Origin of the sequence: Micromonospora sp. NPDC005173, assembly GCF_040608515.1 — a bacterium.
GTDB lineage: Bacteria > Actinomycetota > Actinomycetes > Mycobacteriales > Micromonosporaceae > Micromonospora.
Genome location: NZ_JBEXIK010000013.1, coordinates 1 through 13353, shown reverse-complemented (window position 1 = coordinate 13353; position 13353 = coordinate 1). Strand labels below are relative to the sequence as shown.

The following is a 13353-nucleotide window of genomic DNA, read 5'->3' as shown; positions in this document are numbered from 1 at the left end:
GTAAGCGCTTACGTAAGCGCTTACGTACCCTAGGCTTCGACAATCGTCACTGGCAAGAGATCAGGTGACATGGATGTTCCAGGGAGTTGCGGATGCCCAGGGCAGGCCAGCGACCTCGGCTCGTGGACGTGGCGGACCGCGCCGACGTCTCGCTGGCGACCGCCTCCCGGGCCCTCGCCGGCCGCGAGGGGGTCAGCGCGGAGGTGGCCGACCGGGTCCGGCAGGTCGCCCGCGAGCTGGGGTACGTCGCCAACCCGTACGCCCGCACCCTCGCCAGCGGCGCCAGCTCCACGGTGGGGTTGATCGTCCACCAGGTCGACGACCCGTACTTCTCCGAGATCGCCAGCGGGGTCATCCAGGTCGCCGCCGAGCAGGGGCTGCTGGTGCAGATCTGTCAGTCCGGTCGCGACCCCGACTACGAGCTGCAACAGCTCCGCCATCTCATCGCCCAGCGGGTCGGCATCATCCTGATCAGCGGCTCAGGGTACGACGACCCGCGGGTGGAGGCCGAGGCCCGCGCCGAGCTGGCGGCGTTCCAGGACCACGGCGGCCGGGTCGCCGCCATCGGGCGGCACGCGCTCGGCGTCGACGCCGTCCTGCCGGACAACGAGGCCGGCGGCCGGGCGCTCGCCCAGCACCTGGTGGATCTCGGCCACCGGCGGATCGCGGTCGCCGCGGGCAGCGCCGGTCTCACCACGGTCGCCGACCGGCTCGCGGGCGTCTCGTCGGCGCTGCGGCAGCGCGGGTTGTCCCCGGCCGACCTCGCCGTCGTGCACGGCGACTTCACCCGCGGCGGCGGCCGGGCGGCCACCGAGCAGATCCTGAACGAGCACCCCGAGACGACCGCGATCATCGCGCTCAACGATGCGATGGCGATCGGGGTGCTGTCGACGCTGCGGTCGCGCCGCGTCCCGGTGCCCGAGCGGATGTCCGTCGTCGGTTTCGACGACGTCTCCGTGGCGGCCGATCTCGCGCCCAGCCTCACCACCATCCGGCTGCCGATGACCGAGATGGGTCGCACGGCACTCACCCTCGCGCTCAAGCCCCGCTCGACGCGTCCCCGGCGTCGCGCCACCGGGCACCTGCTGGTCGTCCGCGACTCCACCGGTCCCGCGCCGGGCACCTGACCGGCGCAGACCGTCCGCCAGGTTCGGCGGCACGCGACCCAGGCCGGGAGCAACCGCCGCCGTCGGTCCGGTCGGTCCCGAACCGGCTGTTCCCGGCTCGCCCGCCGCCCCGCCCGCCTAGGGTGAGGCTTCAGCAGCTCGCGAGCAGGGAGGAAACGGCGATGGACCCGACGACGGAGGTCCTGTTGGACGCGCTCAAGCGGGCCGCGGAGGCGCACGGCGAGTACGAGAAGGAGCTGGGTCGGACCGACCCGGACTGGCCGCAGTGGTACGCACAGCACATGACCCGCACTCTGACCGAGGACGGCTACCGGCTCAACGGACCGAAGACCCCCTGAGCGTCGACCTCGGCCGGTGACCCGCTCGGCGCTGGCAGGATGGGTACGGGTGCTCATTCCCGAACCGCCCGCGCGGGGGATGATCTCCGGATGACAGCGATGAGGGGTATGCGCGCACTGCTCGGGGCCCTGTTCCTGGCGGCGGCCACGGTCGGGGTGTGGTTGCTCTGGCTGGGCTGGGACACCGAGTACACCGTCGACCCGGAGACCGGGTCGTCCAACGGCCCGTACGAGCCGTGGCAGGTGATCGGCTGCGTGCTGACCCTCGTGCTGCTCGCCGCCCTCGCCGTCCGGCGGCTCAGTCCGTGGCTGGTGGCGCCGGTGATGACGGTGGCCTTCACGGTGCCCTGGTCGTGGCAGGCCGCGTCGACCGACGACAGCGGACTGTGGGCCGTCGGGGCGATCCTGGTGCTGGTCGGGATGGCGATCGGCAGCACGCTGGTGAGCCTCGGCGCACGCCGCGTCGGCCGTCGCCTGGCCGGCCGAACCCGCTAGCCGAGGCATCCGGCAGCCCGCTGTGGTGGTGCTCGTCCACACGCCGCCCGGTCACGCTGATCCCGGCCTGATCGACCGCCGTCCGCCCATCGTGGACGGACGATATCTGTGATCTTATATTCGCCATGATCACTCCGACTCCCCTCATGAGCCTGGTGGCCGGCGTCTGGGGTTTCAAGACCCTCGCGGCCGGCGTTGAGCTCGGCCTGTTCACCCGACTCGCCGACGGCCGGACGATGACCGTCGAGCAGGCCGCCGCCGAGTTCGGGTTGGCCGATCGCCCGGCCGACCTGCTGTTGGCCGCGAGCGCCTCACTCGGGCTGCTGGAGAAGGCCGGTGACGGCTACCGCAACTCCGAGCTGGCCGAGCAGTTCCTGGTGGAGGGCCGCCCGTACTACTTCGGAGCCCAGGTCCGCTACTCCGACCTGCGTACCTACCTGCCCTGGCACCGCATCGGCGAGGCGCTGCGCACCGACCGGCCACTGACCTGGGACCCGCAGGCCCAGGAGTCGATGTTCGACACCGCCGACCCGGAGATGCTGGCGCAGTTCTGGGACGCCATGTACTCCACGTCCAGCTTCACCGCCGGTGCGCTGGCCGAGGCGTACGACTTCTCGCCGTACCGCCGGCTGCTCGACGTGGGCGGCGGCGCCGGCGCGTTCCCGATCGAGCTCTGCCGCCGGCTGCCCGAGCTGCGGGCGACCGTGCTGGACCTGCCACACGTGTGCGTACGGGCCGAGGAGCGGATCGCGGGTGCCGGTCTGACCGCTCGGATCGGCGCGGTTGCCGGCGACTTCCTGGCCGACCCGGCGCTGCCGGGCGGCCACGACGTCATCCTGCTCAGCATGATCCTGCACGACTGGGACGAGCCGACGAACCGGGCGCTGCTGGCCCGGTGCCACGCGGCGCTGCCGCCCGGCGGGGCGATCGTCGTCTGCGAGCTGCTGCTCAACGACGAGCGCACCGGGCCGCCGGAGGCTGCCCTGATGGGCATGAACATGCTGGTCGAAACCGAGGGCGGCCGGAACTACTCGGGCGCCGAGTACGCCGCCTGGCTCTCTGACGCCGGCTTCGTCGACGCCCGCACCGTGCCGTTCGACGCCCCCGGCGCCAACGGCGCCGTGGTGGCCCGCCGGGGCTGACCGCCGACGACACCCGGCCCAGCGGGGCCGGGTGTCGCGGCGTCCTCGCGGCACTGGTGTCCGATCGGCTACCGGTACGGGTCAGGCGCGAGCCTTCGCCGGCTGCTTCATGAAGTCCATGATCGCCTTGTTGACGTCGTCGGCGTTGGTCCACGGGAGACCGTGCGGCGCGCCCTTGAGCGTGATGAGTTGGGACGTCGGCGTCATCGGCGCGAGCCGCTGACCGGTCACCGGGTAGGGCAACACGTTGTCCTTGTCGCCCTGCACGATCAGCAGCGGCACGTCGATCTTCGGCAGATCGGGACGGAAGTCCTCCTGCCAGGCATCCACGCTGTCATGGGTGCCCTTGGCGGAGGCCATCGCACCGATCTGCCAGTGCGCCCGGTACGCCTCCTCGCTGACCAGCTTGCCCTTGTTCTCGCTGTAGTTGAAGAACGCGTCGCAGAACTGGGTCAGGTAGGCGAAGCGGTCCTTGATGATGGCCTGCTGGAAACCCTTGAAGAGGCTCGGGTCAACGCCTTCCGGATTGTCCTTGGCCTTGGCCAGCATTGGTTGCAGCGGGCTGACCACCACTGCCCGGCTCACCCGCTGCGAGCCGTAGTTGCCCAGGTAGCGGATCACCTCGCCGGTGCCCATCGAGTGACCGATCAGGGTCACGTCGCGCAGATCCAGCTCGGTCATCAGCACGTCGAGGTCCGCGGCGAAGGTGTTGTAGTCGTACCCGAATGCCGGCTGGGCGGAGTTGCCGAAACCGCGCCGATCGTAGGTGATCGTCCGGTATCCGGCGTTCAGCAGCGCGGTGGTCGACTTCTCCCAGGTCGCCCCGTTGAACGGGAAGCCGTGGATCAGCACCACTGGCTTACCGGACCCGTGATCCTCGTAGTACAGGTCGATGGGTGCGGAGTTTTCCGTTCCCACGGTGATGAAAGGCATGTTTCACTCCTGCTCCGGTTTGGCTGTCGGACGCCAGCGCTTTCCCGGGCGGTCGACGGATATGCCGACCACCGGAGTGCCCGCCGCCGGGTGTGGCGCGACACGGACCGGACAGGGGTGTCCCGACCGGGCCGCGCCGGCCTAGCCTCGGGGCGTGAGTCATCCGCCCCGGCTGCGGGCCGTCAGCGACCTGCACATCGGCTATCCGGAGAACCGCTCGTTCGTGCGGGAGCTGCACCCGGACAACGACGGCGACTGGCTGCTCGTCGCCGGCGACGTGGCTGAGCGGTTCGCCGACATCGAGTGGGCGCTCGGGCTGCTCAGCAGTCGGTTCGCGAGAGTGGTCTGGGCGCCGGGCAACCACGAGCTGTGGACACCGCCCGACGATCCGGTGCGGCTGCGCGGCGAGGACCGCTACCGCGAGTTGGTACGGCTGTGCCGGCGGTTGGGTGTCGTCACCCCGGAGGACCCGTACCCGGTGTGGGACGGCGACGGCGGCCCGGCCACGATCGCCCCGCTCTTCGTGCTCTACGACTACACCTTCCGGGTGCCCGAGGCGAGCACCAAGGAGCAGTCGCTGGCGCTGGCGTACGAGGCCGGGGTGGTGTGCACGGACGAGGCGCTGCTGCACCCCGATCCCTACCCGAGCCGGGAGGCGTGGTGCGACGCCCGGGTCGTCGAGACCGAGCGCCGGCTGGCCGAGCGCGACCCGGCCCTGCCGACCGTGCTGGTCAACCACTATCCGCTGGTACGCGAACCCACCGACGTCCTGTGGTTCCCGCAGTTCGCCCAGTGGTGCGGCACCGTCCGCACCGGAGACTGGCACCTGCGCTTCGGCGCGGCCACCGTGGTCTACGGGCACCTGCACATTCCCCGGACGACGTTCCACGACGGCGTACGTTTCGAGGAGGTCTCCCTCGGCTACCCGCGCGAGTGGCGGCGGCGCGGGCCGGTGCCGAACCCGGTGCGCACCATCCACCCGGCGGACGACCTGCGCCGGATGCAGCAACCGGCGGGCTGACACACACCATCGCGACCGGGGGGCGGCCGCTGGTCCTCGCCGGTGGCCGCCCGCTCGCGGTCAGCTCGCGTAGACCTCCAGTGCCGCCAGTTGCCCGGCCGGCCAGCCCGTGTTGCCGGTGACGGTGATCCGCAGGTAGCGGGTCTGCGCGGCGGTGAACGTGAGCGTCACCTGGTTCCCGGTGGCCGGGTTGAAGGTGCGCCCGGCCGCTGCGACCAGCGTGCCGAAGCTCGCCCCGTCGGTGCTGCCCTGCACCGCGAGGGTCTGCGTCCGGGTGGCCCAGGCCGCCGCCGGTGGCAGCTTGAGCACCACCCGCCCGACCGTGCGCGCCGCGCCCAGGTCGACCTGGACCCACTGCGGGAAGGCGTTGTTGACGCTCTCCCAGTAGCTGTTCGGGTCGCCGTCGACCACGTTGCCCGATCCGTAGCTCTGGGTGTGGCCGCTCTCCGCGGTGGGCCGACCCCGGGCGAGGTCCGCGTTGACCGGGGCCTCCGTGGTGACCGTGACCGCGTTCGACGGGGCGGAGGTGTTGCCCGCGGTGTCCCGCGCGGTAACCGTGAAGCTGTATCCGGTGGACGGGCTGAGCCCGCTCACCGTCGCCGTGGTGCCGGTGACGGTGGCGACCACCGTGCCGCCCTGGCGTACCTGGTAGTCGCTCACGCCGGTGTCGTCGGTCGACGCCGTCCAGGCCAGTGACACGCTGGTCGCCGTCCGCCCGGTGACCGTGAGGCCGCTCGGCGCGGTCGGTGGGGTGTCCGGCCCGCCGGTCGCGGCGTACACCTCGACCTGGGCGAGTTGCCCGGCCGGCCAGCCGGTGTTGCCGCCGATGCTGAGCCGGACATAGCGGGCGGTGGTGGTCGGCAGCGTGCGGGTGACGGTGTTGCCGGTCGCCGGGTCGAAGGTGAACCCGGCGGCCGGGGTGATGGTGGCGAAGGAGCCGCCGTCGGTGCTGCCCAGCACGGTGATGGTCTGGGTACGCGTCTCCCAGCCGGCGGGCAGCCGCAGTACGAGCCGACCGACCTGGTGGCTGGCGCCCAGGTCGACCTGCCACCAGTGCGGGAAGCCGCCGTTGCCGCTCTCCCAGTAGCTGGCGGCGTTGGAGTCCACCGCGTTCGATGCCGGGAACGGGCCGTTCTGGCTGCTCGCGGAGGCGGGCCGGCCGGCGGCCAGGTTCCCGCCGGTTGGCGGGCCACCGAGCATCGGCTGGGTGGGGCGTACGGGGGTGAGAGCGAGCTGCCCCTTGAGCATCCGTCCGCCGTCGGCGGTGATGCGGAGGTAGTAGTCGGAGGAGCAGGCCACGCCGTCCTCGTCCAGGGCCCGGATGTTCGCGCCGGCCGGGGTGGTGACCTGGGTCTCGGAGGTCTTGGCGATCTGGTTGCCCTCGTTGTACTCGTCGAACATGGACACGTACAGGCCCTGGGAGCCGAGCCGGACCATGTTGTAGATGTGCCGCCAGTAGAAGTCGCCGTGGCGGCGATGCCCCCCGGCGAGGTCACCGGGCATCACGCAGGGCTGGTAGTCGATGCCGCGCGCCACGCAGTCGGCCATGTCGGGGATGTTGACGTTGTTGTAGTACGAGTCGAGCCCCTCCAGGGTGGTGGTCCGGTAGACCATCCAAGGCGAGATCATGTTGAACGCGTGGTAGACGTCGAGGAAGCCGGGGCGGGAGTCCTCGATCCCCTGGCGCCACCAGGTGGGCACGCCACCGATGACGTAGCAGCCCTGCGCCTTGAACCAGTTGACGACCTCCAGGCAGGGCCCCGGGGTGAAGGGCCGGCTGGGTTCGCTGAAGCCGAAGCCCCAGATGCAGACGACCGGCTTGCCGTTCTGCCGGGCGTACGCGCTGGACGCGGTGTGCGCGGACATCTTGGTCGTCCAGTCGGTCTTGATCTCCGACTGCATGGTCAACCAGTCGGTGACGTCGTACATGATGTAGAACTTGCGGCCGTAGCGCTCGGCGGCCGAGCGGACCTTCTGCGTCATGGCGTCGCGGGTCGGCCCCTCATCGCCCATCGGGTTGAACCGTTGCAGGGCGGCGGTGTCGCAGCCGTACTCCTGCATCCACCGGAAGTGGGTGTCCACCGTCTGTTGGTCGTAGGAGGAGAAGAGGGTGGCCGGCGAGCCGTTGCCGAGGTTGGGGTAGGCGGTCGGGTAGCTGCGGGTGTACTCGCGCATGTCCGGCCACGACACGATCGTGGTGTTGGCAGGCGAGGGCGGCTGGAACCGGTCACGGCTCCAGTGCCACCAGCCCCCGATGGGTGCCGAGTCGCCAGGGCAGCTGAACCAGCCCTGGTAGCCGACCGTCACCTTGCCGACCACGTCCCCGGGGGGACTGGCGGCGTGGGCCGGGCCGGCGAGGGTGGTGAGCAACTCGGTGGTGGAGGCGGCGGCGAGGGCGGACCCCGCCACCACCGACGTGACGAACCTGCGGCGGGAGACCGCCATGACGACCACTCCTTCGGGACGGAAGGCATTGACGGTCATCGTGGCAGTAGCGAATATGGACTCGCAAGAGTTCGACTGATCGATGAAAATATTGGTCAACGGGTCGGAAGGAAACGAGCACCCCGCCCCGCCGGAGGTCCGGCGGGGCGAGGTCGACTCAGGCCGCGAAGTTGCGGAACAGCAGGGACGCCAGGCCGAGCGCCAACGCCAGGTTGAACACGGTGGCACTGGCGAACACCGCGACAGGCCGCCAGCCGGCCTCCCGCAGCGACGCGACCCGGACCTCCAGGCCGATGCTGACGAAGGCCAGGATGAGGAACCAGACGCGCAGGTCGTTGACGATGGCGATGGTGGCCTTGCCGTCCGCGCCCGCCGCGTCGAGGTACCAGGTGGCGATGACCGACGCGGCAACGAATCCCAGGACGAACTTCGGGAAGCGCCGCCACAACTCCCCCAGGCCCGGTCGGGCCGCGCCGGGCTGACGCTCCACCCGGAGCGTGAAGTACGCGGTGAGGGCAACGGCGACCACGCCCATGAGCGCGTTCTGGGTGACCTTGACGATGCTGGCGATCTGGAGCGCCTCCTCGCCGGCGAGCGCTCCGGCGGCGGTGACCGCGGCGGTGGTGTCGATGTTGCCGCCGATCCAGGCGCCGGCCACCGCGTCGGAGAGCCCGAACACGTCGGCCAGCCAGGGCAGGATGAAGATGGACGGCAGCGCGAAGACGATCACCAGACTCGCTGTGTAGGCCAACTGCTCGCGTCGCGCCCGGACGGCACCGGCGGCGGCGATCGCCGCGCTTACCCCACAGATCGACACCGCCGAGGCGAGCAACGCGCGTAGCTTGTCGTCGAGCCCGAACCGGCCGGCCAGCCACCAGGTGAACAGGAAGACCCCGCTGATCAGCAGGATCGCCTGGGCGATCGCCGGGCCGGCGGCACTGGCGATGACGGCCAGGTTGATCGACGCCCCGAGCAGCACCAGACCGGTCTTGATGAAGAACTCGGTCCGGAACGCGGCAGCGATCCGGTCGCGCCACCCGAGCAGGGTGACGGCGGCGTTGCCGAGCAGGCCGAGCAGGATCGCGTAGACCGGGTACTCGATCGCCGCCCCGATGTCCTCGACGGCGGTGCCCTCGGCCCACGAGGGGACGTTCTGCTCAAGGTAGCGGGTGAGCGCGGCGAGCCCCACCACGACCACCAGGCCGAGCGCCGTCCAGGCCCAGAACGCGCCGCCGCGCGCCACACCGGCGGGACCGGCGGGGTCAACGGTCGACGGTGGCCCGCTGTCCGAGGCGGGCTCGACCGCGTCGGCGGGCACTTCGGCTGCGCGAGTGGCGTCGGTCGCGTGGGCGGCGTCGGTCGTGCGGGCGGCGTCGGTCGTGCGGGGCTCATCGCCCGTGCGGGTCGCGTCGGTGGTCATCAGGGCACCAGCCCGGCGGGGATCGCACCGAGCAGGACGAGACCGAGCAGGACCAGACCGAGGATGGTCGCCACCCAGTCCTCGTTGAACGCGAGCCGGGACTCCCGCGCGGTTGGTGGGGTGGACGGTGACGGATCGGTGCTCATGACATACCTCCGAGAGGGGAAGGACCGATCCGGCCGTGACGGGATCGGGATGGGGGCGGAACGCGGACGCGCGAGGGCCTCGACGAGCGGGCGGGTGGCGCCGGACACCAGTTGGATACGGGTCGGCGCGCCGAACGTGGCAGCGGGGCCGGGCGGAGCGTGCGGGCAGCGACGGCGCTCAGTCGGTCGCCGTCGAGCTGGGACAGAGCTCGGAGGCGACCCGCATCAGGTCCACGACCCGACGGGAGGTGAGGAACGGACCGACCGGCATTCACCCATTTTCCTATCGGGACGATAGGAATTCAAGCCCACGGGAGTGGTTTCTCCATCCACCCGTCGACCCCACCACCCCGCCGGACAGGCGGAGGGCCGGAGCCACACCGGCTCCGGCCCTCCGTCGGTACGCCCGACCTGCCCTACGGCAGCGGGTACTGCGCGAGGTAGACCGGCACGCCGACCTTGGTCATGTCGGCCGCGTCGCCCACGCCGTTCACCACGTGGTCGATCGTTCCGGCGCTGAGGTTGACGGTCATGATGTGGTGCAGCCGCACGCCCGGCCGGACCGGGACCTCGAAGCCGTTCTCGGTGTGGATCGACGGGTTGTTCTGGTTGAAGACGTAGACCCCGCCGCCGTACAGGGTGTGGTGGCGTACCCGGTCGCCGACCTTGTAGCCAGCCCAGCCCTCGACCGCGCCGTTCATCCAGTCGGCCTGCGTCGGCGGGTCGTACGGCAACTCGTTCTGGTAGAGGATCGTGGTGCCGTGCTCGCCATTCCAGACCGTGTTGTACCGCTGGAAGTGCTCGACGAAAAGGCCGGTGGCGGTCACATGGTCGCCGTTGATGACGGCGCCGTAGCGGCCGGTGTTGGTACGCCAGCGCTCCGTGTCGCCGTTGACGCCCTCGGTGAAGCCCTCGACGCCGTGGTCACCGCGCCACACCCACGTGTGGTCGATGAGCACGTTGTCGCTGTTGACCTCCAGCGCCGTGTTCGTCCGGCCGATGTGCGGGCCGCCGACCCGGAAGTACACGTCGGACAGCGTGGTCGGGTTGGCCGCGCTGCTGGCGTTGCGCCCGTGCTGCCGGCCCACCCGAAGCAGGACCGGCGACTCGACGCTGCCGGCGTCGATCGTGACGCCGGCGACGACCACGCCGGGCACACCGGCAACGTCCAGCGGAATGGCGCCGTTCACCGCAGTGAGCGTGGCATGCCCGATGCCGAGCACCACCGTGTTGGGGCGCCGGACCTCGATGCTGCGCGCGATGTCGTACGTGCCGGGGGTGAGCAGCAGGTGCTTGCCGCGCGCGAGTTGGCTGTTGATGACGCGCACCGAGTCGGACGGCTTCGCGATGAAGAAGTCGCGGATTCCGATGGTCCGCCCCGCCGTCAGGCCGTCGGCCCAGGAGACGCCCCGGCTGTCCCGCTGCGCGGCGGGCACCCGCACGTTGTAGCCGCCCTTGGCGTCGACGAAGAGGTACGGCTTCTCCCGACTCAGCGGGGTGGTCTCCAGCGTGGTGTACGGCGGGTCGGGGAAGGTGGCGTCGTCCGGAGCGCCCTCGACCCCGGCGAAGACCTGGTTCCACACCGCGTTGGACCAGCCGGCGACCTCACTGTTGCGGGTCAGCCACTGCTGCTGGGATCCGTTGGTGGTGGCCGGCAGTCGCGAGTCGGCGATGAAGCCGCCGCTGGCGAACTGGGGGCCGGCGGTGCAGTAGTCCATCAGCGACAGCCCGCCGCCGTTGATGTTCAGCCGACGCATCGACACCGCCTGGGACACCGCCCAGAAGTTCGCCGACGACCGGCAACCGTCCTGGCCCGCCGCGTTGATGGTGAGCGAGAGGTTGGACAGGGTGCGCCAGAAGTTGACCAGCGCGAGGCAGTTGCCGGTGCCGCCGTCCGCCAGGCAGCGGTTGTAGACCTCCAGCTTGCCGTTGACGCTGACGTCGGTGGGCGAGGCACCCAGACCGGAGACCTCGGTGTAGTAGCCGACCTTGGCCTGCAACGGCTGCTCCGCCGTGCCGTACGTGCCCGGCTTGAACAGGTAGGCGTGCCGCGCGGTGCTCATCTCGTTGTCGACCTGGCGGGCGTGCGCCGCGTCGAGGGTCTGCTGGATCTCGCTGATCGGCATAGCCGGGTCGAAGATCGTGACGTTGGGTCCGAAGTCCGGGGCGCCATGCGTCGGCCGGCCGGCGCTGGCGGCGGTGCTGGTCATCGTGACGGCGGTGGTCAGCACCAGAGCGAGAATGAGGGTACGTCCGGATCGCCGGCGCACCCGTCGGGGCTGGGTTGTCATGCGGTTCGTCCTCTCCGCTGGCCGGAGCGTGCTCCCGGCACAGCAAGGGCGTGAGAGCGCTCTCTGATCCCTTCGGCCGTAGGTTGGACCGGGACGAAGGGGTTGGCATGTTTCTACCTGGTAAATCGGCCGCACGCTATGACCCCGGCCCGCGAACTTCGGCCCGGGCGGGTGAGAATGGACGATGATGGTGGCGATGCGGGGAGGCGCTGATGCGGATCGACTCGTGTCCGCGTACAGCGAACGGGCCGGCATCGTCGCCACGGTCCGTTCGCTGGTGGCCGACGACCACCGGGACATCGAGGTGATCGTGGTCGACGACGGTTCGACCGACGGCACGGCGCCTCGCACGACATCATCGCGACCGTCGACGCGGACACCGTCTTCGAACCGAATGCGATCCGGCGGCTGATCGAGCCGTTCAACGACCCGCGGATCGGCGCGGTGGCCGGCAACGTCAAGGTCGCCAACCGGCGACGGCTACACGGCCCGTGGCAGCACATCGGGTCCGGTCGCTCTGCCACCGGCGGAACAACGCGTACACCGCTGACCAGGACCCGTAACAGGCAGGCGCGTCCCGCCACGGCGCACCGACCCACTGCTGGCCATCCGCGTCCGCCCTGCACGGCTACGGCGACCAAGTAGTGAGCTCATCACGACGTCCACCATGTGGGGGATTCACGCCCGCTTGGCGTGACATGTTCTATTAGCGCTCGTTGCCCCCATTGTCACTGATCCACAACACGGGGGATTTACATGAGCGAGACCTCTGCGTCGCGCAGACGGGTTGGCATTCCTACGCGGCTGGGCGCCTTCGCGTTGCTGGCCGGCGCCCTGCTGCTCACGGCAGGCTCGCCGGCTGTTGCCGCGCCGGAACCGCAGGAGTATCCGAAGCTGGAGCTGATCAAGACCGGAACCCCGGCCACCGGTCTACAGGCCGGCGACAAGGTCACCTACACCTACACGGTGAAGAACCGGAGCACCGGCACTGACTACCCGATCACCAACATCACCGTCACCGACGACACGGTCACTGGCATCACCTGCAAGGACACCAAACAGCCGGCCACCGAGATCGAGCATGGTCTTGAGCTCGCACCGGGAGAAAGCGCCACCTGCACCGGCAAATACACGGTCACCAAGGCGGACGTCAAGGCCGGCAAGGTGGTCAACACCGCCACAGCGACCGGGCTGTTCCGCAGGGAGAAGGTAACGTCCAACAAGGCCGAATTCACCGTCACCACCAAGGCCAAGCGGGTGCAGGCCAGCCTGTCGATCGACAAGAAGGCCCGCGTCGAGTCGGACTGCCGCAAAAAGTGCGAGAACGACGGCTTCGCCTCCAAGGGTGACAAGATCTTCTACACCTACCGGGTGACCAACACCGGCACAGAGACCATCAAGAACGTCGCCGTCGACGACAAGACCGCCGGTCCGGTGGCCTGCAAGAACACTTGGCTGGCCCCGGGCACGAGCACCGACTGCCACGCCGTCCACCCCCACGTGGTGACGTGGGCGGACGTCAAGGCCGGCAAGGTGGTCAACACCGCCAGAGCGACCGGCACCTTCTACGACAAGAAGATCGTCTCCGACCCCGCCACCGTCACCGTCTGCATTCGGGACGGCAAGTTCGACCACCGGCACGACGGCAAGCACGACCAGGAGCTGCCGGTCACCGGCGATAACACCACCAACATCCTGTCCCTGGGTGGCGGCCTGCTGGCCGCCGGTGGTCTCCTGCTCGGGGCCAGTCGGCTGCGCCGCATGGTGCGCATCCAGGCCTGATCGGAAGGGCGACAAACTCCGGGCACCGCATGCGGTGCCCGGAGTTTGTCATTCTGACCTGCTGTTCAGGAGCTCGCGGTACCAGTCGACTTCCCGACTGTGCTGGCCCTAGCTAGACCCAACGCCGTTCAGTTAGGCGGTGTGGTGGGTTGTCAAGCGTGTCGTGGAGACGAAGCAGCGGAGCTCCGGTATAGAGGGTGGTCACTCTAAGAC

11 protein-coding genes and 1 pseudogene are annotated in these 13353 nt (G+C 70.0%); 7 read left to right on the top strand and 5 right to left on the bottom strand.

Going from position 1 to position 13353, the window contains the following annotated elements; genetic code table 11:
* The first annotated feature begins 92 nt into the window (after window positions 1-92).
* The 4 genes from ABZV00_RS16825 to ABZV00_RS16810 all read left to right on the top strand — a co-directional run bounded on the left by ABZV00_RS16825 (window position 93) and on the right by ABZV00_RS16810 (window position 3102).
* Window positions 93-1127: a LacI family DNA-binding transcriptional regulator gene (locus tag ABZV00_RS16825; RefSeq protein WP_355606844.1), complete on the top strand. Its 1035-nt coding sequence runs from the start codon at window positions 93-95 to the stop codon at window positions 1125-1127.
* A gap of 161 nt (window positions 1128-1288) precedes the next feature.
* Window positions 1289-1465: a hypothetical protein gene (locus ABZV00_RS16820; RefSeq protein WP_355606841.1), complete on the top strand. Its 177-nt coding sequence runs from the start codon at window positions 1289-1291 to the stop codon at window positions 1463-1465.
* Between the two features lie 90 nt (window positions 1466-1555).
* Window positions 1556-1960 (top strand): hypothetical protein, encoded by a 405-nt coding sequence (locus ABZV00_RS16815; protein WP_355606838.1) that lies wholly within the window; start codon window positions 1556-1558, stop codon window positions 1958-1960.
* Between the two features lie 125 nt (window positions 1961-2085).
* Window positions 2086-3102, top strand: coding sequence for a methyltransferase (locus ABZV00_RS16810; protein ID WP_355606835.1), 1017 nt, complete (start codon window positions 2086-2088; stop codon window positions 3100-3102).
* An 81-nt stretch (window positions 3103-3183) separates the two neighbouring features.
* Here the strand turns inward: ABZV00_RS16810 and ABZV00_RS16805 are convergent, their stop codons facing one another.
* Entirely contained in the window at window positions 3184-4035 is an 852-nt protein-coding gene (locus ABZV00_RS16805; protein ID WP_355606832.1) for an alpha/beta hydrolase, read from the bottom strand.
* A gap of 154 nt (window positions 4036-4189) precedes the next feature.
* Here ABZV00_RS16805 and ABZV00_RS16800 point away from each other — a divergent pair, with 154 nt between their 5' ends.
* Entirely contained in the window at window positions 4190-5056 is an 867-nt protein-coding gene (locus ABZV00_RS16800) for a metallophosphoesterase (RefSeq protein ID WP_355606829.1), read from the top strand.
* Window positions 5057-5116: 60 nt separating this feature from the next.
* On the opposite strand, the gene ABZV00_RS16795 is transcribed toward ABZV00_RS16800, so the two are convergent.
* From ABZV00_RS16795 to ABZV00_RS16780, 4 genes are all read right to left on the bottom strand, one after another.
* A complete protein-coding gene (locus ABZV00_RS16795) occupies window positions 5117-7501 on the bottom strand; it encodes a discoidin domain-containing protein (RefSeq protein ID WP_355606826.1) in 2385 nt (794 codons plus the stop codon).
* 157 nt (window positions 7502-7658) lie between these two features.
* Entirely contained in the window at window positions 7659-8921 is a 1263-nt protein-coding gene (locus ABZV00_RS16790; protein ID WP_355606823.1) for a putative sulfate exporter family transporter, read from the bottom strand.
* A complete protein-coding gene (locus tag ABZV00_RS16785) occupies window positions 8921-9067 on the bottom strand; it encodes a hypothetical protein (RefSeq protein WP_355606822.1) in 147 nt (48 codons plus the stop codon). The genes ABZV00_RS16790 and ABZV00_RS16785 overlap by 1 nt, the downstream gene beginning before the upstream one ends.
* A 416-nt stretch (window positions 9068-9483) precedes the next feature.
* Entirely contained in the window at window positions 9484-11358 is a 1875-nt protein-coding gene (locus ABZV00_RS16780) for an adenylyl cyclase (protein ID WP_355606819.1), read from the bottom strand.
* Between the two features lie 184 nt (window positions 11359-11542).
* On the opposite strand from ABZV00_RS16780, the pseudogene ABZV00_RS16775 reads away from it, so the two are divergent.
* Window positions 11543-12003 (top strand): annotated as a pseudogene (locus ABZV00_RS16775) (glycosyltransferase family 2 protein).
* 111 nt (window positions 12004-12114) lie between these two features.
* A complete protein-coding gene (locus ABZV00_RS16770) occupies window positions 12115-13140 on the top strand; it encodes an LPXTG cell wall anchor domain-containing protein (protein ID WP_355606816.1) in 1026 nt (341 codons plus the stop codon).
* Window positions 13141-13353 lie beyond the last annotated feature (213 nt).

Coding starts and splice junctions, on each gene's coding strand:
- ABZV00_RS16820 (WP_355606841.1), top strand. CDS start 1,289: ATGGACCCGACGACGGAGGTCCTGTTGGACGCGCTCAAGCGGGCCGCG.
- ABZV00_RS16770 (WP_355606816.1), top strand. CDS start 12,115: ATGAGCGAGACCTCTGCGTCGCGCAGACGGGTTGGCATTCCTACGCGG.
- ABZV00_RS16810 (WP_355606835.1), top strand. CDS start 2,086: ATGATCACTCCGACTCCCCTCATGAGCCTGGTGGCCGGCGTCTGGGGT.
- ABZV00_RS16790 (WP_355606823.1), bottom strand. CDS start 8,921: ATGACCACCGACGCGACCCGCACGGGCGATGAGCCCCGCACGACCGAC.
- ABZV00_RS16780 (WP_355606819.1), bottom strand. CDS start 11,358: ATGACAACCCAGCCCCGACGGGTGCGCCGGCGATCCGGACGTACCCTC.
- ABZV00_RS16825 (WP_355606844.1), top strand. CDS start 93: ATGCCCAGGGCAGGCCAGCGACCTCGGCTCGTGGACGTGGCGGACCGC.
- ABZV00_RS16815 (WP_355606838.1), top strand. CDS start 1,556: ATGACAGCGATGAGGGGTATGCGCGCACTGCTCGGGGCCCTGTTCCTG.
- ABZV00_RS16795 (WP_355606826.1), bottom strand. CDS start 7,501: ATGGCGGTCTCCCGCCGCAGGTTCGTCACGTCGGTGGTGGCGGGGTCC.
- ABZV00_RS16805 (WP_355606832.1), bottom strand. CDS start 4,035: ATGCCTTTCATCACCGTGGGAACGGAAAACTCCGCACCCATCGACCTG.
- ABZV00_RS16785 (WP_355606822.1), bottom strand. CDS start 9,067: ATGAGCACCGATCCGTCACCGTCCACCCCACCAACCGCGCGGGAGTCC.